12 protein-coding genes are annotated in these 23751 nt (G+C 68.1%); 10 read left to right on the forward strand and 2 right to left on the reverse strand.

The genetic code is table 11. The features are described 5' to 3' along the window. Positions 1 to 2: 2 nt before the first annotated feature. The 10 genes from IB223_RS01850 to IB223_RS01895 all read left to right on the forward strand — a co-directional run bounded on the left by IB223_RS01850 (position 3) and on the right by IB223_RS01895 (position 22231). A complete protein-coding gene (locus tag IB223_RS01850; protein WP_192199988.1) occupies positions 3 to 1031 on the forward strand; it encodes a carbohydrate kinase in 1029 nt (342 codons plus the stop codon). A 261-nt stretch (positions 1032 to 1292) separates the two neighbouring features. Beyond that, positions 1293 to 3578: a TonB-dependent receptor gene (locus IB223_RS01855; protein ID WP_192199989.1), complete on the forward strand. Its 2286-nt coding sequence runs from the start codon at positions 1293 to 1295 to the stop codon at positions 3576 to 3578. A 36-nt stretch (positions 3579 to 3614) separates the two neighbouring features. Next, positions 3615 to 3893 carry a hypothetical protein gene (locus IB223_RS01860; protein ID WP_192199990.1) on the forward strand — a complete coding sequence of 93 codons (279 nt, stop codon included), beginning with the start codon at positions 3615 to 3617 and terminating at the stop codon, positions 3891 to 3893. Then, on the forward strand, positions 3883 to 4158 hold the full coding sequence (locus IB223_RS01865) for a hypothetical protein (RefSeq protein ID WP_192199991.1): 276 nt from the start codon (positions 3883 to 3885) through the stop codon (positions 4156 to 4158). The genes IB223_RS01860 and IB223_RS01865 overlap by 11 nt, the downstream gene beginning before the upstream one ends. Then, the gene (locus tag IB223_RS01870) at positions 4155 to 5690 is read left to right on the forward strand and encodes a PepSY-associated TM helix domain-containing protein (RefSeq protein WP_192199992.1); all 1536 of its coding nucleotides are present in this window, start codon (positions 4155 to 4157) and stop codon (positions 5688 to 5690) included. The genes IB223_RS01865 and IB223_RS01870 overlap by 4 nt, the downstream gene beginning before the upstream one ends. Positions 5691 to 5844: 154 nt before the next feature. Further along, positions 5845 to 6552: a response regulator transcription factor gene (locus IB223_RS01875; RefSeq protein ID WP_192199993.1), complete on the forward strand. Its 708-nt coding sequence runs from the start codon at positions 5845 to 5847 to the stop codon at positions 6550 to 6552. Positions 6553 to 6791: 239 nt separating this feature from the next. After that, positions 6792 to 16310: an SdrD B-like domain-containing protein gene (locus IB223_RS01880; RefSeq protein ID WP_192199994.1), complete on the forward strand. Its 9519-nt coding sequence runs from the start codon at positions 6792 to 6794 to the stop codon at positions 16308 to 16310. Then, complete coding sequence (locus IB223_RS01885; protein WP_192199995.1) at positions 16307 to 19717, forward strand: Ig-like domain-containing protein; 3411 nt, start codon at positions 16307 to 16309, stop codon at positions 19715 to 19717. Before IB223_RS01880 ends, IB223_RS01885 begins: the two co-directional genes overlap by 4 nt. Before the next feature lie 11 nt (positions 19718 to 19728). Next, positions 19729 to 20748, forward strand: coding sequence for an OmpA family protein (locus tag IB223_RS01890; RefSeq protein WP_192199996.1), 1020 nt, complete (start codon positions 19729 to 19731; stop codon positions 20746 to 20748). Positions 20749 to 20830: 82 nt separating this feature from the next. Beyond that, on the forward strand, positions 20831 to 22231 hold the full coding sequence (locus IB223_RS01895; protein ID WP_192199997.1) for an ATP-binding protein: 1401 nt from the start codon (positions 20831 to 20833) through the stop codon (positions 22229 to 22231). A gap of 87 nt (positions 22232 to 22318) precedes the next feature. Here IB223_RS01895 and IB223_RS01900 read toward each other — a convergent pair whose 3' ends face one another. Together IB223_RS01900 and IB223_RS01905 are read right to left on the reverse strand one after the other, a co-directional pair. Next, on the reverse strand, positions 22319 to 23077 hold the full coding sequence (locus IB223_RS01900; protein WP_192199998.1) for an anti-sigma factor: 759 nt from the start codon (positions 23075 to 23077) through the stop codon (positions 22319 to 22321). Continuing rightward, positions 23074 to 23598, reverse strand: coding sequence for a sigma-70 family RNA polymerase sigma factor (locus IB223_RS01905; RefSeq protein ID WP_192199999.1), 525 nt, complete (start codon positions 23596 to 23598; stop codon positions 23074 to 23076). Before IB223_RS01905 ends, IB223_RS01900 begins: the two co-directional genes overlap by 4 nt. Between the last annotated feature and the right edge of the window lie 153 nt (positions 23599 to 23751).

Below are 23751 nucleotides of genomic sequence, written 5' to 3' on the forward strand. Positions count from 1 at the left end.
CGATGTCGAAGATCGTCTGTTTCGGCGAGGCCCTCATTGATCTGCTGGCCCAGCCCCCCGCCACCGCCGATACACCGCGCGCGTTCCTGCAGTATGCCGGCGGCGCGCCCGCCAACGTGGCCGTGGCCGCAGCACGGCTGGGCGCCGATGCGCACTTCGCCGGCATGCTGGGTCACGACATGTTCGGCGACTTCCTGCTGCAGAGTTTCATCGCTGCCGGCGTGGCGACGGATTGCATCGTGCGTACCAACGCCGCCAAGACCGCGCTGGCCTTCGTTGCGCTGGACGAACACGGCGAACGTAGCTTCAGTTTCTACCGGCCGCCCGCCGCCGACCTGCTGTTCCGCAGCGCGCATTTCCTGCCTGCCTGCTTTGGTGGCACCGGCAGTTTCCATGTCTGCTCCAATAGCCTGACCGAAGCCGGTGTCGCCGAAGCGACCCTTGATGGCATGGCACGCGCACGGGATGCGGGGGCGATGGTGAGCCTGGATCTCAACCTGCGTCCGGCGCTGTGGCCCGAAGGCGTGGATCCGGGTCCGCGCCTGTGGCAGGCCTTGTCGGCTGCCGACCTGGTCAAGCTCTCGCAGGAGGAACTGGATTACCTGGCGCAGCCGCTGGGTGGCGGCGCCGACGGCGAGGCGGCCGTGCGGGCGCGCATCTTCGAAGGCAAGGCGCACTGGCTGATCGTCACCGATGGCGCCGCGCAGATCCGGTGGTTCACGCGGCAGGCGTCCGGACACGCGCCTAGCTTCCGCGTCGAAGCGCGCGACACCACGGCGGCCGGTGATGCCTTCGTGGGCGGGCTGCTGTTCCGGCTGGGAGAACTCGGTGGCGATGGCCGGGGTTTCCATGCCTTCTGCCAGCATCAGGAAGGTCTCGAAGACGCCATCCGCTTCGGCGCCGCCGTGGGCGCGCTGGCGGTGACACGGAAGGGCGCATTCGCCGCCATGCCGTCGTTGGCCGAAGTGAACCAGCTTCTCCAGGAGCAGCACCACGAACCCGCCGCCCTCGCTCTGAGAGAAGAAGGCTGACGCGCCTCCAGGAAAGCAGCGTCGTGATTCCCTGCGGCGGTACGTAGATCCATGTCGGCGGCCGGCCCGTCAGGGACAGTCGCCCGGACCATAGGAAGACCCGTGCACACCCGGCGAATCACACCGCTGGCGTGCACCGGGGTTTCATCACGACGTTGAACACGTCTAGAATCCCCGCCACGATCCCATCGGTCGTGGCCGCTCCGCGGCCGGCACAGCTGCCGCCATGCCAATCCTCCCACCTGCTTGCCGGAGATTCGCATGCGCGTCACACGCCTGGCCGCCGCCTTGTGCGCGGCCCTGTTGCCTGCTTCATTCGCCCACGCCCAGACGTCCGCTCCCGACAGCGGCGGTACCGGCCCTGCCACGCTCGACACCATCGTGGTCAAGGGCGAGAAGTCCGATCGCGACCTGCAGGACACCACCACCAGCGTGGCGGTCACTACGGACGTACGCATGGAGCAGGAAAACCTGGTGAGCCTCTACCAGGTGTTCGACCGCACCGCCAATGTCAGCAAGACCTATGGCGATTCGGGCTTCACCCTGCGCGGCATCAACAACAACGACGGCGAAGGATCGCCGCTGTCCACCATCTACCTGGATGGGGCGGCGATGTCGCACTTCATGACGGCCACCGGTCCGAGCACGCTGTGGGACCTGTCCCAGGTCGAGATCTTCCGCGGCCCGCAATCGACCATCCAGGGCGAGAATGCGCTGGCCGGTGCGGTCGTGCTCCGCACGCAGGACCCGGACCTCGACGCGTGGGGTGGGCGGGCCCGCCTGCTGTTGTCGGACCCCTCCGACCAGCGGCTCGCTTTCGCGGTCGGCGGACCTCTCGTCGAGGATGAGCTCGGTGTGCGCCTGGCCGTGGAGCGGCGCGATTTCGACGGCTTCGTCGACAACCCGACCCGCGGTGTCGGCGAGGATGCGCTGGAGTCGGTGCTGGTGCGCGCCAAGGTATTGTGGACGCCCGCGGGAATCCCGGGCCTGACGGCACGGCTGAGTCTCAACCACTTCGATCGCACGGGCCCGTATTCGTTCACCTACAGCAGCCTGGATGTGCCGGACTACTTCGATAACCGGGTGAACCTTTCCGACGCACCCAACATCGACGACACCCGCACCAACAGCGCCACGCTGGAAGTCGACTACGGTCTCGGTGACCGGTGGTCGCTCAATTCCGTCACCGCCTGGAGCGATGCCGACAGCCATCGGCGCTATGACAACGACTACACCGCCACGCCCGGTGCGGCCGGTGGCGCGGAACTCGATTCCCAAGCCTTGTCGCAGGAGTTGCGGGTGCGCTACGAAGGCGCGCGCCTGCGCGCCCTGGCAGGGCTCTACTACTCCGAGCGCGACACCCGCAACGCCACGGCCAGCCTGACCAACGTCGACACGCCCGGCGAAACCATCGCCGGCCTTCTGCAATCGATCGGGCTGGATCCGGCAACGGCCGGCGCCATCGCGCAGCAGTATGTCGCCGCGCTGCCCGTGATCCCGGTGGACTACCGAAGTGCGTCCCCCTCGCATTCGGAGAACAAGGCGCTGTTCACCGATGTCGAGTTCGACCTGGCTCCGCACTTTACGCTGCTGGGTGGCTTCCGCTACGACCGCCAGAGCTATGGTTTCGGCAGCCGGACCTCGGCTGTCTTCACCGGCACGCTGCCCGATCCGGCGACGTTCGGCTCGCAGCTTGCGCCGGTGATCGCGGGCATCAACCAGGCCGTGCTCGGCTTCGTCGGCGCGGCCAACGGCACCTCACCGTACTCCACGCGCACGTTCGACACGTTCCTGCCCAAGCTGGGCCTGCGCCATGACATCAGCGAGGATGTTTCGCTGGCTTTCGTGGCGCAGCGGGGTTACCGGTCGGGCGGTTCCAGCTTCAATCTGGCACGCAGCATGGTGGTCGCCTACGACCCGGAATACACCGACAACTACGAAGTCTCGCTGCGTTCGCAATGGCTCGATGGCCGGCTGACGGCCAATGCCAATGCGTACTACATCGACTGGAAGGACAAGCAGGTCAGCGTCAACTTCGGCCAGGGCAGTTTCGACTACCACACCGTCAACGCCGGGCGCGCGCACCTGTACGGCTTCGAACTGGAAGCGACGCACCGTCCCACCGACGGTTTCGACTGGTACGCCTCGCTCGGTCATTCGCGCACGCAGTTCGATGACTTCGAACCGGTCCTGGGCGGCAACATCTACGACTACTCCGGCAGCGAGTTCGCGTATGCACCGCACTGGACGCTGGCCGTCGGCGCCAACTGGCGCTTCGCGGAAAACTGGGTGGCCAACCTCAATGCCAATCACCGCAGCGCGATCTATGGCACCACCGGCACCGTGCAGGACCAGCTTGGATCACGCACGCTGGTCAACGGCCGTTTCGGCTACGAAGCGCTGGACTGGAGCGCCTGGCTGTTCGTCGAGAACCTGTTCGGAGAGGAGTACATCCAGTACCGGTACACCGACCAGAGCCTGGACCTGACCCACGGCATCCTCGGCGCACCGCGTGTGCTGGGGATCGGATTCGAGGCGCGCTGGTAGCGCGCGGTATCCGGACATGACGACGAGGCATTTGCGATGACCCTGCTCTACCTGTTGCTTTCGCTGTTCTCCGCGAGCGCCTTCTATCTGGCGAGCCCGCACCAGCAGCTGTGGGCGCGCATGTCGGCGCACCGCACGCTGGCGCGCGCAACGGCCTGGCTGTCCGCCGTGTTGGCGCTTGCCATGGGCATCGCGGCGCTGGGGGTCTGGGCTGGCGTGTTTTCCGCGCTGACCGCCTGGATGTCCGGCGTCGTGGCGCTGCCTTATCTGGATGCCTGGCGCCGCACGCGCAAGGGGGTGGCCCATGTGGGGTAAGTCGTTCGCCGCAGCATTGCTGGGGTTGCCCCTGACCGTTGGCGTCATCGGTCTGCTGGTGCTGGTATGGCCGGGGGAACTGCAACGCATCACCCTGCCGTGGCTGTTGCTGGCATTCCCGCTCTGGGTAGGGGTGATGTCGCTGGCGTTCCTGGCCAGGTCCGGTTGGCGCGCCTGGATGTGGATGGGAGGCGCGACGTTTCTGTGCTTCGCGCTGATCCATGTGGCGAAGTCCGTGGGCTGGGCGGCGGAGTTGCCGGCATGAAGGCGACGACGCTGAGGATCTTCCTCTCGGTGCATACCTGGGTCGGGCTTGCCTCGGGCATGCTGCTGTTCATCGCGTTCTATGCCGGCGCCATCACCGTCTTCGTGCACGAGCTGCAGGGGTGGGAACGCGCGCCGCAGACGACGCTTTCGCATGCCGAGGCCATGGACGTGTCGCAGGCGCTGGTCGAACGCGTGCTGCGCGAGCAACCGAAGGCGGCGGAGGGACTGACGCTCGTGCTCCCCGACGACCACGGCCCACGACCCTCGGCGTACTGGTACGAAACGGCGACGGACACGCAGCACAAGTTCGTGTTCAGGGACGATGGCGAGCTCGAACAGATGCCCGGGCGCAGCGGGTTCGTCCAGTTCATCTACGATCTGCACTTCACCGCCGGCCTGCCTCGCACCTGGGGGACGTATCTCTTCGGCGTGGTGTCCATCCTGTACGGGCTGGCCCTGGTCAGCGGCGTGGTGATCTATGCGCCGGTGTTCCTGAAGGATCTGTTCGCGCTGCGCGTGGGCCGCAACATCAAGCGGCTGTGGCAGGACGCGCACAACGTGGTCGGCGTGCTCTCGCTGCCTTTCCACGTGATTTTCGCCTGGAGCGGGGCGGTGCTGACCATCGGCTTCCTGATGCTGGCGCCGTTCCAGTTCCTGGTGTTCGACAACAGATTGATGACGGTGCTGGAGCAGGATTTCGAGATCGCCCCGCATGTCGAGCCGGCCGGGGTCGCCAGACCCTTCCTGCCTGTCGCGGACTTGGTGCGGCGGGTCGAGACGGCACTGCCCGGCATGACCGCCGAAAGTCTCTTCTACCATGACGCAGGCGATGCCAATGCCCAGGTGACGGCGTACGGCGAAGCGCCGCAACGTCGACTCAACGGATTCGGCGGCGTGGCCGTCAACGCGGTGACCGGCGAGGTCATCGCGGCCGTCGGGCCGAAGGATTTTCCGCCCGGCATGTCGATGTTGCGTGGCCTGCAGACGCTGCATTACGGCAACTTCGGCGGGTTCGCGGTGAAGTGGCTGTACTTCCTGCTCGGTCTCGCCGGTGCGTTCCTGTTCTACAGCGGCAACCTGCTGTGGATCGAGGCACGGCGCAAGCGGCGGCAGGTGGAGCAACCCGGGCGAACGCGCTTCGTGGCCGGCCTCACCATCGGCGTGTGCCTGGGTTGCGTCGCCGGCATATCGGCGGTGTTCCTGGTCGCCGCGCTGCTGCCAGGCGTATCCATCGCGGGCAGCTATGCCGTTGTCTTCGTGGCGGCCATCGCATGGGCATTCCTGAGGCCGCCGGCACGCGCAGCGCACGAACTGCTGTGGTTGTGCGCGTTGTTGACCGCCGCCATCCCGGTCGCCGGTTGGATCGGGTCGGGTGAACACCTGTTCGGCGCCCTGTGGAACGGCCACTGGCACCGCGCCCTGACCGATGCAACGGCGCTGGCCATGGCGCTGGCGTTCCAGCGCATGGCGGCGGCGACGCTGCGACGGGGCCGTGAAGGCGATCCCCATAGCGTGTGGTCGTTGCAGTAGGAGCGCGCGCCGTTGGCGCGCTTGGACTCGGGACAGGCGTCAGCCTGGTCCGCGTTGCGCGGGGAGGCTACCGGGCGCGATTTCCTCCCGTGGGGGTCGACATCGCCCGTGAAATGTGAGTTACGCTACATTTGAGCCGTCGACTTCCCCCTCCATGAGCCAACACGACTTGCCGTCTCCACGCGTTGCCGTTGTCGAAGATGAAGACGAACTGCGAGGCCTGATCGTTGAGGAGCTGAGCGAGCGCGGCTATGACGTCGTAGGGCTGGCGAGTGCGGAAGCCCTGTATCGCCACATGAGTGTCCAGGCGCTCGACATCGTGGTCCTGGACATCGGCCTGCCTGGCGAGAGTGGGCTGGGGGTCGCATCGCACCTGCGGCAGCTTGCGTCGGTGGGCATCATCCTGCTGACTGGTCGCGGCGGCAAAAAGCTCATGGCGCAGAGCTTTGCGGTAGGTGCCGATCTGTTCCTGACCAAGCCCGTCGATTACGACGTGCTGGCTGTGGCCGTGGCCAATCTCCATCGCCGGCTCGCGCCTGCCATGAATGGCGGGCCATCGCATGGCCCGCGCGCGCTGGCTTGGTCGTTGTCCGATGCGGGCTGGACGTTGCGTGGACCCGATGCCAGGACGCTGCCGCTCAGCGAGGCCGAGCGCACGATCCTGGCACGGCTTCTGGAGCAGCCTGGCACACCCGTATCGAGAACGGCCCTGATCGACGTGCTGACCGATCAGCCCTGGGATTTCGATCCCCATCGGCTGGACGTTCTGGTCCATCGTCTCCGCGGCAAGGTCAACAGCCGTTTTTCGCAGCCGCTGCCGCTGCGCGCCGTGCGTGGAATCGGCTACGTATTCGCACCCTGATGCCCTTTCGGTGAGAAACGGTGAGTTTGGGTGAGCCGCCGTCATTGATGCGCGTCCCGGCGCAATAGAGACTTTTCTCACATCCGGTGCCGACATCGGTACCGGAACCGCACCGCGCGAGCGGTGATGTCGTCTCGCCATCCCGAGGGTCGCCCCCCCGCCACGGTTTACGCCGTGACGCGGGCAAGGCCGTCCTGATGGCTTGCCGGATTCGATCCGGCCGGAACAGGGGAAAGTCAGTGAACAAGCAGGGTGAGCCGACGTTGATCGGCGGATGCGCGCGCGCGCGCGCGGGTTCGACAGGGTGGTCGCTGCGGAATCGCAGCCGGGCGTGGCGCTGGATGACCCTGGCGACATGGCTGCTGGCACCTGCCGCACTGGCCGCCGATCTGCAGATCACGGACCTGTCCGACACGGGCTACGATCCGACGCCGGCTGGCGGCGAGGTGGTCTACAACGTCACGGTCGAGAACGGTGCCGCCGACACGGTGCCCAACGCCGTGGTCATCTTCGACCTGCCTGCCGGCACCGTGGCCGGCACGCTGCCGGCGTTCTGCAGCGCCGACGCCGGCGTGCCCGCGCGCGTGGTGTGCGCGGTGGGCGAACTGGTGGGTACGCAGACGGCGCAGGGCGCGCCGGTCAGTTTCCAGCTCGGCGTCGATACGGGCGGCCAGGCGCCGGGCACGGTGACGATGCGGGGCGCCATCGGATTCGGTTCCGCGGTACCGCCGGCCGGCACACCGATCACGGCGCTCACGCCGGGCGATGCGTTCTTCGCCAGCGATACCAACACCGCCAACAACCAGCGCAACGAAGCCACCACGCTGACGACTGCCGGCGACCTGCGCCTGACCAAGAGCGCCACGCCGGATCCCGTTGTGGGCGGTGCCGAAGTCACCTACACGCTGACGGTCTTCAACGACGGCCCGAGCGCATCCACCAACTTCCGTGTCGTGGACACGCTGCCGGCGGCGACGACGTACGTGGCCAGCAGCTTCAATGGCCCTGGCTGGACGTTCAACAGCGGCACCATGACCGCGACCCACGCCGGCACGCTGGCGGTGGGGTCGAGCAGCAGCTTCACCTTCCGTGCCCGCGTGAATGCCGGCAGCGGCAACATCATCAACGCGGCGACGGTGGAAGCCATCGGCACGCCGGATGCTGACCCGAGCAACAACGATGCCGACGTCACCACCAGCATCACGCCGGGTGCCGACCTGGCACTGAGCAAGTCCGCGGCACCCGCGCCCGCGATCGCGGGCCAGTCCGTCACCTTCACCCTGACCGCGCGCAACCTCGGCCCGAGCGTGGCGCAGAACGTCAGCCTCACCGACGCGCTGCCGGCGGGCTTCGTGATCACCGGCGGCACCCAGCCGGGTGGCTGGAACTGCAGCAACGATGGCGCCAACGGCACGCGGACATGCACGCGCGCGGCGGGCATGCCGGTCGGCGCGGTGGAAACACTCACCATCGTCGCCACCGTGCCCTCCACGGGCGCCAACAGCAGCGGCGACGTCACCAACACGGCGACGATCACCTCCACCACGCCGGATCCGAACGGTCCCGTCCTGGGCGTGAACAACAACGATGGCAGCGTCACCTTCACCGTGCTGGCCGACGGTGCCGACCTGTCGATGACCAAGAGCAAGTCGCCGGCGCTGGTCGCGGTGTGGGATGGCATCGGCGCCGACACCGACAGTCGAATGACCTCGCTGATCCGCGTGCGCAACCTGGGGCCGCGCGCCGCCAGCGGACAGGTGCAGGTGGTCGACGAACTCGCAGCGGGTGAAGAGTTCGTGTCCGCGTCCGGTCCGTGGACCTGCGCGGTCGACAATCCGTACGCCGTGCCGCCCGCGCGGCAACGCGTGACCTGCGACCTGAATGCCGGTTCGCTTCCGCTGGCGGTGAACACCAACTCGCCGCAGCTGCAGATCATCAGCCGCGCGCGTGCCGCGGGCGCGCTGACCAATACCGCGTGCACCGGCGGCTCCAACGGTTCGGTCGAACCGCTGACGGCCGGCGGCATCAACCAGGATCCGGAAACCGGCAACGACTGCAGTGGCGCCGGCACCCGCACCACCGACGAGCGCGCCGACCTGCGCATCGCCAAGCAGACCAATGGCCCGGGCGATGCGGACAACGTGCTGACTGCCGCGCAGGACACGGTGACCTACACGCTCACCATCACCAACGACGGCCCGGACAGCACCACCGGCATCGTGGTGAATGATGCGATCCCGGGTTTCGTGGCCGGCCGCACCACCGTCAGTGCGAATGCACCCGCGGGCTGGAACTGCACGACCGGCGCGTCGGTCGTGTGCCGTTCCGGCACCACGGCCCTGGCGAATGGCGCCAGCGCCAGCATCGTGCTGACCGTGCAGCGCGCGCTCTTCGACAGTGCCGGCCTTGGGGCAGGAACCTGTGGTGGCGTGCCCACGACCAATGCGTTCTGCAATACCGCCGGGGTCGGCATCGATGCCGCCGTGGCGGGGTCGGTCGGCGAGATCAACGCGGCCAACAACAACGCATCGGACTGGCTGCAGATCGATCGTGTCGCCAACGTGCAGACCACCGCGAAGAGCATCACCTCGGGCGCGACCGGCCAGGCCGGCGTCAACACGACCTACGTGATGTCGTTCCGCAACCAGGGGCCGTCGACGGTACCGGGCGTGGTGTTCCGCGATGTGTTCACGCTGCCCGCCGACGATGCCGGCTTCGTGCTGATGTCGGCCACCCGGACCGGTGGCGGCACCGCCGCTTGCACGGCTACGCCCGGTCCCGGCATCACCACGGCGCCTGCCGCAGGTGGCGTGTCGTATGCCAATCCGACGGCGGGCACCGCACAGGTCACGCTGACCTGCGTGCCGCTGTCGCTGGCCAATGGCCAGACCGAAAGCCTGACCGTGGTGATTCGTCCGAACGTCAACGTCGGCAACACCGGACGCGTGTTCACCAACGTGGCGGACTTCTTCTTCGACCGCAACAACGACGGTACGCCCGATCCCGCCAGCGGTTCGGACGCCAATGGCAGCTTCGATTTCAATACCGACGACAGCGCCGGCGACGACCAGCGCAGCGCCAGCCTGCCGTTCAACAGCGGCAGCGTGGACCTGATCACCAACAAGGTAGATACCGGCTTCACCGGCGGCGTGGATCCGTTGGGCTACGACGCTGTCACCCCGGCCAACAACGCCATCACGTATCGCGTCACCGTGCGCAACAACGGACCGTCGGTGGCGACGAACGTCCGCATCAGCGATACGTTGACGCCGCTCGCGGGCCGTACCGTGCGCTTCCTGGGCGTGTCCGCGTCGACGACGGGGCCGTTCGTCGACACGGATTGTAGCGTGACTGCGGGCAGCAACCCCACGACGGGGGCGCCGCTGGTGCTGGATTGCGTGATGCCCGGCATCGGCTTCTCCACCAACCTCCCAGGTGTGGTGGCGTCCGGCCAGACCAGCACGCTCTACCTGCGTTATGCCTACGAGACGCCGCCCGGCGCCTCCGGCGATACGCTGCTGAACTCGGCCACCGCCAGCTCGGCGGAGACCGACACCAACCTCGCCAACAACACCGCGGACCAGGACACGACGATCCGGTCGCGCGCCGACCTGGCCGTCACCAAGACCATGGTCGCGCTGGCACCCGACCCGGATCCCGCCGTGGCGCTGCCGCCCACCATCGGCTCGGTGTCGCTGCGACAGCCGTTCTATTACGTGATCGGCGGGGTCAACAACGGTCCGGGTGCGAGTCTCTCGCGCGACCGTACGGGTACCAGTCCGCTCAATGGCACCGGCACGGTGGTGACCGACACATTGCCGGCGAACCTCATCGTCACCGGTCCGATCACCTGGCGGAAGGACGGCCCCGATCCGGGCGGCGACGAACAGCCCGTCGGGACCGGCACCTGCAGCCAGGCGGGCAATACCGTCACCTGCAACCTGGGCGACATGACGGTCACCGGTCGCGCACGCATCATCGTGCCCGCGCGCTGGGATGCGTATCCCGCGGGCGGTACCAGCAACAACACCGCGACCATCGCGACCGAACAGGTCGATCCGGTCCCGGGCAACAACACGACCACCGTGCCGCTGGGCATCACGCGCTCCAGCCTGGCGGGCGTGGTGTTCGAAGATCGTGACCGCACCGGCGCCAACGGCGGCACCCACCAGGGTGCAGCCACCGAGCCGGCCATTGCGGGCGTGACCATCACCCTGACCGGCATCGATGCGTACGGCAACGCCGTCAATCGCAGCGCCGTCACCGCTGCCGACGGCAGTTACAGCTTCACCGATCTGTCGCCGGCCGATGCCGCCGGCTACACACTGACGCAGACGCAGCCTGCCGGTTTCGTCAACAGTCCCGTGGCCCTGCCCACCAGCGGCGGCGCGGAGCCTTCGCTGGGTGGCACCTACACCGCCGGTTCGCCCAACTCGGTCATCGCCGCCATCCCGGTCGGCGCCGACCAGGCCGGCGTGCGCTACGACTTCCCTGAAGTGCGCCGCCCGGCGCTGTCGGGCTTCGTCTACATCGACGGCAACTTCAACGACATCCGCGACGCGGGCGATGCGCCCATCAGCGGCGCCACGGTCGAACTGCTCGACGCTGGCACTGGTGCCGTCATCGCGACGACGACGACGGATGGCAGCGGTGCCTACGGTTTCAGCAATCTGGATCCGCTGATCGTCTACACGCTGCGCGAAGTGCTGCCGACCGGCAGCTACCAGAACCGTCCGACGGCGGTGAATCCCGGCCAGGTCGGCGGCGCGCCGTGCGCCACGGGCTGTACGCCGGGCACCGGTGTGGCGGGTGATGCCGCCACCACCGACCGCATCAGCGGCATCGATCTGGGTGCGGGTACCGACGGTACCGTGTTCAACTTCGGCGAAGACGCCGTGGCCGGTATTTCCGGCAGCGTCTACGTGGACCGCAATGGCAACGGCAACTTCGACGGCGGTGACGCCGGCACGGTCAATTCGCGTCCCAACGGCGGATTGCAGGGCGTCAGCGTCACGCTGACCGGTGCGGGCGCCGACGGCATTTTCGGCAATGGCGATGATCCGGCGCCGGTGACGGTGCAGACCGATGCCAATGGCGCCTACCAGTTCGCCGATCTGGTGGTCGGGCAGGACTACCGCGTCAGCGAAACGCAGCCCGCGGGCTATGCCGATGGCACCGAAAATCCCACCAACGCCATCGACATCGCCAACCTGCCGCCGGCCGGTTCCGCCGGCAACGACTTCGGTGAAACGCTGGGTTCGCTGGCGGGCCTGGTGTTCGAGGATTTCTCGGCCACTGCCGCCAACAACAACAACGGCACCTTCGACGGTGGCGAGAATCCGATCGCCAACGTGACCGTGACGCTGACCGGTACCGATGTGCTGGGCAATGCGGTCAATGTCACCGCGCAGACCGATGCGGCCGGTGCGTACATATTCCGCGACCTGCTGCCGCCACAGGCCGGCACCACGTACACGATCACCGAGACCCAGCCCACCGGCTACATCGATGGCCGGCACACGCCGGGCAATGCCGCCACACCGGGCAGCGCCACCACGTCGAACGTCATCGACGGCATCGCGATCAATGCGGGCCAGGCGGCCACGGGCTACCTGTTCGGCGAACTCGCCAATGCCGTCATCAGCGGCACGGTCTATCTGGACCGCAACGACAACGGCGACCAGGACGGTGGCGAACCCGGCATCCCCGGCGTCACCGTGGTCATCGAAGGCGCCGGCCCGGATGGCGTGTTCGGCACCGGCGACGATCTGCCGCCGGTCACGCTGACCACCGATGCGAATGGCGGCTACAGCTACGGCGGCGCGATCACGGGCCAGAACTACCGCATCGTCGAGACACAGCCTACCGGCCTGGCCGATGGGCAGGAGAACACCTCCAACCGCATCACGCTGACCAACCTGCCGGCCGCCGGTTCCAGCGGCAACGACTTCGGCGAACTGGCGGCATCGCTGTCCGGCAGTGTGTGGCTGGATGCCAACAACAACGGCGTGCGCGAAGCGGGTGAGAACGGCATCGCCGGAGTCAGCGTCAGCCTGCCTGCCGGCACGCTGGATGCGCTGGGCAATGCCGTCGCTGCCGCCGTGACCGACGCCAATGGCGAGTACCGCTTCGGCGATCTGTTGGCCGGCACCTATGCGGTGACCGAGCAGGCTGCGCAGCCCGTCGTGGGGGGCGTCACCACGCTCAATGGCATCACGGTGGCCGGCACTGTCGGTGGCAGCAGCAGCGGCACCGCCACGCCCGTGACGACCGTGCCCAGCGCCATCGCAGGCATCGTCCTGCCCGCAGGCGGCGATTCGGTACAGAACAACTTCGGTGAAACGCTGGGCGTGTCGCTGTCCGGACGCGTGTTCTTCGACGCCAACAACGACGGCGTGCAGTCGGGCGCGGCCGAAACCGGCATCGAAGGCGTGACCCTCACCCTGACCGGCACCGATGACACCGGCGCGTCGGTGTCGGTAACCACGACCACAGATGCGAACGGCGACTACGCCTTCGACGGCCTGCGTCCCGGCACCTACACGGTGACCGAGCCGCAGCAGCCCACCGGCACCAGCAACGGCCAGACCGTCGCGGGCACCGTCGGCGGCACGTCGACCGGCACCGCCACGCCGATCACCACCGTACCCAGCGCGATCAGCACCATCGACCTGACCACGCCGGGCAGCGCATCGGTCGACAACCTGTTCGGCGAGATTCCGCTGAACAGCGCAATCAGCGGCCGCGTGTGGGAAGACACCGACAACGACGGCGTCATCGACCCGTCCGAGCAGGGCATCGGCAACGTGGTCGTGCGCCTGACCGGCACCGACCTGGCCGGCAACACCATCACCCGCGAGGTGACCACGCAGCCGGATGGCAGCTATGCCTTCACCGAGCTGCCGCCGGGCACGTACACCCTCACCGAACCCGACCAGCCGGCCGGCACGCTCAACGGCACCACCGTGCCCGGCACGGGTGGCGGCACCGCCACGCCGCCGACCAGCACACCGTCGGTGATCAGCACTGTCGTGCTGGGCGTGGGCGAGGAGGCCAGCGGCAACAACTTCGGTGAAGTGCCTTCCGGCAGCATCGCCGGCCGCGTCTACAACGACGGCAACAACAACGGCGTGATCGATGCCGGCGAAGGCGGCTTCCCCAACGTGCAGGTCGTGCTGACCGGCACCAATGAGCTGGGCGAAACGGTCGACGTCACCGTCACCACCGACAGCGAAGGCCGCTACCGCTTCGACGACCTGCGCCCGGGCACCTACACCGTGACCGAGCCCACCCAGCCGGCGGAGACCCTCAACGGCATCACCACGCCGGGTACCCTCGATGGCACGTCGGTGGGCGTCGCCACGCCGGTGAGCACCACGCCGTCCGCCATCAGCGGCATCGTGTTGCCGCCGGGCGGCGATTCCATCGACAACAACTTCGGCGAGATCGGCGATTCGCCGGACCTGGTGGTCAGCAAGACCGCCACGCCCACCACGTTCACCGTCAACAACCCGGGCAGCTACACCATCCGTGTGCGCAACATCGGCCAGCAGCCGAGTGCGGGTGAATACGTGGTGGAAGACCGCCTGCCTGCCGGCCTCACGCTGGCGGCCACGCCGACCGGCAACGGCTGGACCTGCACCGGCGCTTCCGGCGACAACCGCTTCCGCTGCAGCAGCAGCGCGGTGATCGCGGCGGGTGCCACGCTGGCCGATGCCATCGTCGCGCAGGTCCGCGTGGATGCGTCGGCGGCGACCGGTTCGCCGGTCAACAACGCCGTGCTGGTGGAAGGCGGCGGCGAGAACGAGTTCCGCACGCCGACCACCGACGAGCGCGCCGACTTCGAAGGCAATCCGGCCGATCTGCCGGTGTGCGATCCGGCGATCACGCAGAACGCATGCCGCCTGCCCACCGCCGTGCAGTTGTCTGCGTCGGTGTCGGGCACGGTGTGGTTCGACCAGGGCAGCGAGTTCGGCCTGATCGATGGCGGCGACCGTCGCCTGTCCGGCTGGGTGGTGGAAGTAGTGAACGGCAGCGGCCAGGTCGTCGGCACGGCGACCACGGGCGCGGACGGTACGTACTCGATCGCCGACCAGGTGCCGGGCATCCCGCTGGCCATCCGTTTCCGCGACCCGGCGACGGGCGTGGTCTGGGGCCTGCCGGTCAGTGGCGAAACCGTCACCGGTCCGCCGGTGCCGTGCGATGCGGGCAGTGCCGTCGCCAACGGCACGGCCAGTTCGTGCCGCAGCAGCGACAGCGGCTTCACGCATCTGGCGGTGGTACTGGCGCCGGGCGCCAACCTGCCGCAGCAGAGCCTGCCGCTGAATCCCGGTGGCGTGGTGTACGACGCGACTACGCGCACGCCGGTGCCCGGCTCACGCGTCACGCTCACGCCGGTGGGTACGTGCGCGGGCTATGCGCCCGAGCAGCACGTGTTGAACGCCGCGCTGGGCGGTTACACCGTGCAGGGCACGTCGGTGTCGATGACGGTCGGTGCGGAAGGCTTCTACCAGTTCCTGCTCGGTCCGGATGCGCCTGCCTCGTGCCGCTTCCAGCTGGAAGTGACGCCGCCGGCCGGCTACACGTTCGAGTCCGGCATGATCCCGGCGGAAACCGCGCCGCTGTCGCCGCCGTCCACGCCGGGCGTGGGGCATCCGGTGCAGACCAATGCCACCGCGCCGACGGCGCCGGTGGGCACGGAAACCCGCTACTACCTGGAGCTGACGCTGGGTTCGGGCGTGGCGGTGCCGGTGCACAACCACATCCCGCTCGACCCGCAGGTCGCACCGGGCCTGGTCATCACCAAGACCGGCGACCGCAAGACGGTGGAAGTGGGCGACAGCCTGGTCTACACCATCACCATCCGCCAGACGGCAGGTGCGTCGATGGGCACGGTCAACGTGGTCGATCGCCTGCCGCACGGGTTCACCTTCATCGACGGCACCGCGCGTGTCGATGGTGCGGGCATCGCCAATCCGCTGGGCAAGCCCGGCCCGACGCTGGTGTTCGATGTCGGTCCGCTCGCCGTCGGCGCGCAGAAGACGCTCAGCTATCGCGTCCGCGTTGGCGTTGGCAGCATGCAGGGCGATGGCATCAACCGGGCGCGTGCCTACGGCTGCTCGATCGACGGCGGTTGCGTGGATCCGACCACGCTGGCGCCGTACCCGAACGGCGGCGTGGTGCCGTCCAATCCGGCGGAGTACCGCGTGATCGTCAGCGGTGGCGTGTTCACCGACGAAGGTTGCGTGCTGGGCAAGATCTTCGTGGACTGCAACGTCAACCACGTGCAGGACCGCGAAGAGATCGGCATCCCCGGCGTACGCATGTACTTCGAGGACGGCACCTGGATGGTCAGCGACTCGGAAGGCAAGTACAGCTACTGCGGCCTGCCGCCGAAGAGCCACACGCTGAAGGTCGATGCGTCCACGCTGCCGGTCGGCTCGCGCCTGACCACCAGCAGCAACCGCAACCTGGGCGATGCGGACAGCCTCTTCATCGACCTGAAGAACGGCGAGCTGCACCGCGCGGACTTCATCGAGGGCAGCTGCTCCAACCCGGTGATGGAACAGGTGAAGGCGCGCCGCACGCAGGGCGAGATCCGCGCGCCGGAGACCGAACGCAACCAGCAACCGTTGCGCTTCGACAGCAAGCCGGCGCGCGCACCGCAGCAGGCCACCGATTCGGCCAACCAGCAGCCGATCGTCGCGCCGAGGCCGACCGCCACGGATGGGGATGAAGGCAAGGAGGTGCAGCCATGAGCCGCATTCCCTCCCGCCCCTCATCCCTGTCGGAAGCCAAGCCCATGCGTGTCACGCGTCACTCCCATCATCCGCTGGCGTTCGCCCTCGCGCTGGCCCTCGTGCCCACGCTGGCGACGGCGCAGACCGTGTCCGGCGACCAGCGCTTCACGCCCGTGCTGGGGCAGGGCGCGCCACTGTTCCCGCAATCCCCGCAGCTGCAGGACACCGCATCGCAACCGCTGTACGCGCAGCCGGGCAACGTGGACTACCGCGTCAATGCGGGCGTCGACCGCGTGGTGGTCGATGTCGACCGCGACGGCGTCCCGGCCGACGGCCAGTCGCCGGTGCGCGTGGTGGTGCAGCTGTTCGATGCCGACGGCAAGCCGATGGCGGGTGACGCGTTCGCCACCATCGAGCACACCGGTGGGCGCATCAAGCTGCCGGACGGACGCACCGACGAACTCGGTCCCGGCCGGCTCGATGCCGACAAGGTCACGCCCGGTGTGCAGCTTCCCGTGCGCGATGGCAGGGCCGAATTCGAACTGCTTGCGCCGCATGATCCGCAGGACGTGCTGCTGCGGGTGACGTCGGGCGCGCACAGTGCCGAAGGCGTGGTCGGCTTCGTGCCGGAAATGCGCGACATGATCGCCACCGGCCTGATCGAAGGCGTGATCAATTTCCGCCGCAACGGCGACGGGCTGATCAACGGCACCCAGCGCGGCGATGGCTTCGAGCGCGAGATCCGTCGCTGGGAGAAGCAGTTCAACAGCGGCAAGGCCAACGGTGCGGCGCGTGCGGCGTTCTTCGCCAAGGGCACCATCAAGGGTGAATACCTTCTCACCGCAGCTTACGATTCCGACAAGGAGGTGCGTGCCCGCCTGTTGCGCGACATCCAGCCGGAAGAGTTCTACCCCGTATACGGCGACGCCTCGCTGCGAGGCTTCGATGCGCGTTCGGCCGAACGCCTGTACGTGCGCGTGGACAAGGGCCGCAGCTACCTGCTGTACGGCGATTTCCAGACCGGCGACAACCTCGCGACGCAGACCGGCGTGGATGCCGGCACCCGCAGCGCGCCGCGCGTGCTGGGCACCTACAACCGCACCGCCACCGGCCTGGGCTGGCACTTCGAGAATGCACGCGTGCGCGGCAACGTCTTCGCCATCGAGGATTCGCTGCGCCAGGTGATCGAGGAGCTTCCCGCTTCCGGCAGCGGTCCTTACGGCCTGCGCAACAACGCGGTGCTGGAAGGCAGCGAGCGCGTGGAAGTGGTCGTGCGCGACCGCAACCAGCCTTCGCGCATCGTCTCGGTGCGTCCGCTGGGGCGGTTGGTGGACTACAGCTTCGAGCCGTTCTCCGGCCGCATCCTGCTCAACAGCTTCCTGCCGTCGTTCGACAGCGACCTCAATCCCGTTTCGCTGCGCATCACCTACGAACTGGACCAGGGCACCGAGAAGTTCCTGGTACTGGGCGCGGATGCGCAGTTGCGCGTGGGCGAGCACGGCGAGATCGGCGGCTCGTACGTGGACGACCGCAATCCGTTCGCCGCCTTCGAGATGGGCAGCGCGAACATCGGCTACCGCCTGGGCGCGAACACGTGGCTGGTGGCCGAAGCCGCGCGCACGCGCAGCGAAGTGAACACCAACGCGGTCAACCAGTACGGCACGCCCGCGCTGCAGGGCCTCAGCGGGCTGGTGGAAGGCAACGCGTGGCGGGTGGAACTGGGACACGCCAGCGAGGACGTGGACCTGAAGCTGTTCGCCGGCCAGTCCGATCCGGAGTTCAACAATCCCGCTTCGCCGCTGTACGGCGGCCGCGGCGAGTACAGCCTGACCACGCGCTGGCGTCTCAACGACCGGTTCGAGCTGTATGCCGAAGGGTTGCGCAGCGAAGACCGCAATCCCGATGGTGGCGAACGCAACGCCGCCAGCGCCGGCACGCGGGTGAAGCTCACCGACAAGCTGACGCTGGATGTCGGCTACCGCGCCATCCGCGAGACTGTGGGCGCCTACTACACCTGGGCCACCAACAGCGGCTACGGCAACATCGGCGGATTGTCCGGCGGCTATGCCACCGGCGCCGGCGGCGGTGCGCTGGGCTATGGCCAGCAACCGCTCGATCCGTTGACCGGCCTGCCGATCATCAGCAGCGGCAATCCGAACGACGTGGCCAGCGGCCTGCCGGTGGGCACCGAACTGTCCTCGGACATGCTGCGCATCGGCGTGGGCTATCGCGCCAGCGACCGCTTCAGCCTGGGCGGCGAAGTGGAGCAGGACATCCATGGCGAGGACCGCAACCGCGTGGCGCTCGGCATGGACTACCAGCTGCGCGAACGCAGTCGCGTGTATGGCCGCTACGAAAAGCAGACCGGCATCAGCGGCGTCAACGGCCTGACCCAGGATGGCCGCGAGGCGGATACGCTCGCGCTGGGCGTGGATACCAGCTTCATCAAGGATACGCAGCTGTTCTCGGAGTACCGGCTGCGTGACGCCATCGCGGGCCGCGACATCCAGGCCGCGTCGGGCATCCGCAACCGCTGGGACCTGCGCGAGGGCCTGCGCCTGGATACGTCGTTGGAACATACCAACGTGATCTCCGGCAATGTCGGCGATTCGACCGGCATCGGCGTCGCGCTGGACTACACCGCCAATCCGATGTGGCGGGGCAGCGTGCGCGTGGAGCATCGTATCTCCGACGACGTGGCCGGCACGCCGACCAACGAGGGCTACAGCACCACGCTGCTGCAGTTCCTGGCGGCCCGCAAGCTGAGCCGCGACTGGACGCTGCTGGCACGCAACTACCTGCTGCGCACCGAGTACGACGCGCGCGGCGACGTGTTGCAGGACCGTTTCCAGATCGGCGCGGCGTACCGCGACACGGACACCAACCGCGTCAATGCGCTGGCCCGCTACGAGTACAAGCTGGAGAAGGACGAGAGCGGCATGGACGGTTCGGGCTTCGGTTCGGATACGGGCCAGGACATCCGCACCAGTGCGCACATCGTCTCGGCGCATGCCGACTGGCATCCGTCGCGGCCGTGGTGGCTGACCGGCCGTGTGGCCGCGAAGTGGCAGCAGGACAGCTTCTTCTACGCCGACACCGGCCGCGTCGATGACGACTTCAACGCGGTGCTGGTCTCCGGCCGCGTGGTCTACGACATCACCGAGAACTGGGACATCGGCGTGCTGGGTTCCGCGTTCCGCGGCCAGGACGGCGCCAACCAGTATGCGTTCGGCGTGGAAGTGGGGCGGCTGCTGCGGCAGAACCTCTGGCTGTCGGCGGGCTACAACGCCACCGGCTTCCGCGGCGACGAGGACCTGACCGGTTACGAGTACACGCAGCAGGGCGCGTTCATCCGCCTGCGCTTCAAGTTCGACGAAGACCTTTTCCGTAGAGACGACGTCCGCTACCGCGACCCGGTGCGCTGAGGAAACACGACATGACCATCACCAAGCCCACCCTTCTCGCCGCCGCCGTCCTCGCCACCCTGGCCATCGGCGCCAGCGCGCAACAGACCGTGCTCACCCCGCAACGCGACCGGATCACCGACGAGGCCATCCACGCCGATCTGTCCGGCTACGAGCACACGCAGGGGCGCATCAAGGCGCTCAACGATGCCGGCCGCCCCGTGCGCGACTACCACCTGTCCAAGGCGCAGTGCTGGCTGGACGTGTCCTTCCACGAATACAGCCGCAACGACCGCAGCGACTTCCCGCAGGAAGCGCTGACCGAATCGGAGAAGCTCATCGTCGGCATGGAACAGGGCGTGTCACCGCTGCCGACCGACACCCCGCTGGTGAACGGTGCCGCACGCGTGCGCGAGGACCTGTGGCAACGCCTGCGTGCCATCCACGGCACGCCGGGCTTCAGCTGCGCGCAACAGGCCGTGGCCTGTGGCGAAGTGGAACTGGTGCACGCGGGCAACGAGTTCAACCAGCAGCAGTGGCGCCACGCCAAGCCCTACATCCAGATCGCCGAGGACTGGATCAGCGACGCCGAAGCCATGGCGCGCCAATGCGGCGCCGCTCCCGACGCACCCGCCGCAGTGCCCGCCGGCACCGCGCTGACCGTCAACGTGCTGTTCGAGTTCGACCGCTCCGGTCGCGACGACATCCGGGTCTACTCGCTGTGGAGCCTCGATCGCGAACTGGCCCGCCTGCCCAAGGAAGGACTGACGCTGACGGGCGTGGAACTGGTTGGCCACGCCGACCGTCTGCAGGGGCGCGGATTCGACTACAACCAGGCGCTCTCCGAACGGCGTGCCCAGACCGTGCAGGCCTTGCTCATGGAGCGGGGCATTGATCCGTCCATGATCGCGTACACCTTCAAGGGTGACGTGGAGCAGGTCCAGCAGTGCGACGGTGTGAAGCCCCAGGCGGCCCTGCGCGAATGCCTGATCCCCAATCGCCGCGTCGAGGTGCGGTTGCTCGTCCAGTCCGCTCGGGTCGACTCACAGTAACGCCTATACTTCACCCGTCTTCGTGGATGGAGTGGAGTGATGGGAAACCTGCGCGTCGTCCGGTCGTCCGGAGAGCGGATTCATGAGTGAGGGCGACATCCTCGTCGCCCGCGAGCGCCAGGGTGTTCCGGCGTCGCGTCTGGCCCGCCTGTGGCGCGCGCCCATGGGCTGGTGGCGCGATGTACCCATCGCCGACCCGGTCGACAGGCGCAATGCGCCGATGCTGCAACTGATCTCGTCGCTGCTGGCGGTGCTTCCTGCGCTGGCGTGGGCGTATCGCGCCGTTGCGGTCGATATCCCGTGGCGGCCGGGCGAATTGACCAGCATGGCGCTGAGCCTGTCGGTGTGCGCCGCCGCCGCCATCAGCTTCGCGCTGATCCGGCATGGACGTTTCGCGTGGGCTTCGCGGCTGTTGCTGGTGGTGTTCGCCGCCTCCGTGGTGCCCGCCTACCTGGCCACCGGGTTCGGTGCCCAACGCTTCGAACAGCCCGTGCTGGTCATCTGGATGGCGATCGCGGGGCTCGTGGTGGGCAGGGCGGCGCTCTGGTTGATGTTCGCCTGCATCGTGGCCGCGTTCTTCCTGGGCATCTCGGTGGATGTGTCCCGCCAGGGCGACGCCGCCGCGCTGTACGGCGACGCCGCGTTCAGTGCCGCCATGTTCCTGATGATCGCCATCGTGCTCGATCGCAGTTCGGCCACGTTGCGCCAGAGCCTGGGCGAAGCCACGGAGCGCGGGAACCAGCTCGCGGCGGCAAACCAGCGCCTGCTGCAGGAGATCAACGATCGCGAGCTCGCACAGGAGCAACTCATCCACGCGCGCAAGGTCGAGGCGGTGGGTCGACTGGCGGGAGGTGTGGCGCACGATTTCGGCAACATCATGGCCGTGATCAGCGGTTATGCGCGCAAGGGCCTCAGGGCGGGCCAGGTCGAAGACGGCAGGACATCATTCGAAGGCATCGAGGCGGCGGCGCGCCGGGCGACGCTGCTGACCCACAAACTGATGACGTTCGCGCGGCAGGATGACTACGCGGAAGAGACCTTCGATGCCGCCAGCGCCCTGGCGGACGTCCAGTCCATGCTGCGCCAGTTGCTCAAGCCCGAGGTGGAACTGCGGTTCGCCCTGGGCGATGCCCCATCGCCGATCCGGATGGACAGGGACCGGTTCGAGCTCATGGTCCTCAACATCGCGGCCAACGCGGATCATGCGATGCCCCATGGCGGCGTCTTCTCCATCGGCGTCGCGCAAGGTGACGACGGTGGCAGCGTGCTGGAGTTCGCCGATACCGGCGCCGGCATGGGGGAAGAGGTGCTGGCGCGTGTCTTCGACCCCTTCTTCACCACCAAGCCGGCAGGCGAGGGCACCGGCCTTGGCCTTTCCGTCATCCGCGACCTGGTGACACGGGCAGGCGGTGCGATCACGGCACAAAGCCAGGTGGGCGTCGGGACCACGTTCAGGGTCGTACTCCCCGCAGCGGCACGATGAAACGCCTGCCGGGGCGATCCCGGCAGGTGCTGGCCCCGGCCAGTGGAATCCGGGCCGGACGTCGCCCCTAGACGCTGCGGAACGTCTTCATCCGTTGTCCAGCAGGCGGGGCAATCCGGAGGCCGCGGCGTCGGCTGCATTGCTGACCAGTGCGAAGCTGGTGTCGCGCACCGACCAGTACCGCGCCAGCAGGTCGCCATCGCGGCGCTGGCCTTGGCCACGCAACTGGCCGCGCGGACGCAGGTAGAAGCCCACGCGTGCGCCCGATCCATCCTGATAGACCAGCATCGCGGCGGCGCCCTGTTCGGTGGAGAGCAATCGCCCGCCCATCAACCGGTAGCCGGCCGCGCTCAGGTCGGGCACCCGTCCCGCTTCGCCGAAATGGCGGTGCAGCCAGCGCTGCAGATCGTCGGCGCGGCTGGCGTCGAACTCCATCGGCGGCGCATCGGCATCCACGTATTGGCGATATGCGGCGACGGCATCCGCCATCGGCAACGCGGCCTGCCCCGGCCGCATGTCGCGCGCCTGCCAGCCCGCGCCGCCGCCCAGGCCGAAGGCCAGCAGCATCGCCGCCGCGATGCCCAGGCGGGCACGCCTGCGCGCGCCGAGACGGCGGCGCACCTGGGCCGGTTCCAGCGCCGCGTTCGAGCTCCAGTGCTCCGGGTGTGCATGCAGGGTGCGCAGCCGCTCGGCATCCTGCTTCCAGCCTTCCACCTGGACGGCATGCGCCGGGTGGGCGGTGAGCCAGGCTTCGACCTGGGCCCGGCGTGCAGGGGGGAGCCTGCCATCCACGTAGGCGTGCAGCTCGCTGTCGTCGGGGGAGGGGTGCAGTGCATCGATGTTCATCGCAGGGCCCTCAGCACGGGAGCGGCAGCTTCGTGTTCGTCGTCCATCGCACGCAATGCCTGCCGCGCTCGCGACAGGCGCGACATCACCGTGCCGATGGGGATGCCGAGCACTTCGGCCGCTTCGCGATATCCCAGGCCCTCCACGCTCACCAGCATCAACAGGGCGCGCTGGTCCGCTGGCAGGCGGGTGAACGCGGACAGCGACGTGCGAGCGTCGAAGACCTGATCCGGCGTTGGCGGGCGATGCGCGTCTTCGGTCGCGAACAGGGATGCGATGCGCTTCCAGCGCGCCGCGCGCCGATGGTCGTCGACGAACTGGCGGTACAGCACCGAGAACAGCCAGGGCTGCAAGGCGGCTTCGTCGCGCCGGGTATCGCCGCGGGTCAACGCGCGTTCCAGCGTGGCCTGCACCAGGTCGTCGGCCGCCGCGGGGTCGGTCGCCAGCGAGCGTGCGAACCGGCGCAGGCGCGGGATCAGCACGCGCAGGGTGTCATCATCCAGTGGTGGCGAAGCAGGCATGGGGAAGCACGGGGTGCGGGGTCCGGGGTGGGACGCATGGGCAGGCCGGATTATTCCGCATGGCCCGTGACAGGGGTGTGCGTCATCAGCGGCAGCGGGAATAAATCGCGCCACGCGGCGTCCTACCGCCATCCCACGCTGCAGGAACTGCCC

The sequence above is a fragment of the Pseudoxanthomonas sp. PXM03 genome (assembly GCF_014852005.1).
Lineage (GTDB): Bacteria > Pseudomonadota > Gammaproteobacteria > Xanthomonadales > Xanthomonadaceae > Pseudoxanthomonas_A.

Bases quoted from the DNA above. Each gene is read 5' to 3' on its own strand.
- IB223_RS01850 (WP_192199988.1), top strand. From the start codon at position 3: ATGTCGAAGATCGTCTGTTTCGGCGAGGCCCTCATTGATCTGCTGGCC.
- IB223_RS01855 (WP_192199989.1), top strand. From the start codon at position 1,293: ATGCGCGTCACACGCCTGGCCGCCGCCTTGTGCGCGGCCCTGTTGCCT.
- IB223_RS01860 (WP_192199990.1), top strand. From the start codon at position 3,615: ATGACCCTGCTCTACCTGTTGCTTTCGCTGTTCTCCGCGAGCGCCTTC.
- IB223_RS01865 (WP_192199991.1), top strand. From the start codon at position 3,883: ATGTGGGGTAAGTCGTTCGCCGCAGCATTGCTGGGGTTGCCCCTGACC.
- IB223_RS01870 (WP_192199992.1), top strand. From the start codon at position 4,155: ATGAAGGCGACGACGCTGAGGATCTTCCTCTCGGTGCATACCTGGGTC.
- IB223_RS01875 (WP_192199993.1), top strand. From the start codon at position 5,845: ATGAGCCAACACGACTTGCCGTCTCCACGCGTTGCCGTTGTCGAAGAT.
- IB223_RS01885 (WP_192199995.1), top strand. From the start codon at position 16,307: ATGAGCCGCATTCCCTCCCGCCCCTCATCCCTGTCGGAAGCCAAGCCC.
- IB223_RS01890 (WP_192199996.1), top strand. From the start codon at position 19,729: ATGACCATCACCAAGCCCACCCTTCTCGCCGCCGCCGTCCTCGCCACC.
- IB223_RS01895 (WP_192199997.1), top strand. From the start codon at position 20,831: ATGAGTGAGGGCGACATCCTCGTCGCCCGCGAGCGCCAGGGTGTTCCG.
- IB223_RS01900 (WP_192199998.1), bottom strand. From the start codon at position 23,077: ATGAACATCGATGCACTGCACCCCTCCCCCGACGACAGCGAGCTGCAC.
- IB223_RS01905 (WP_192199999.1), bottom strand. From the start codon at position 23,598: ATGCCTGCTTCGCCACCACTGGATGATGACACCCTGCGCGTGCTGATC.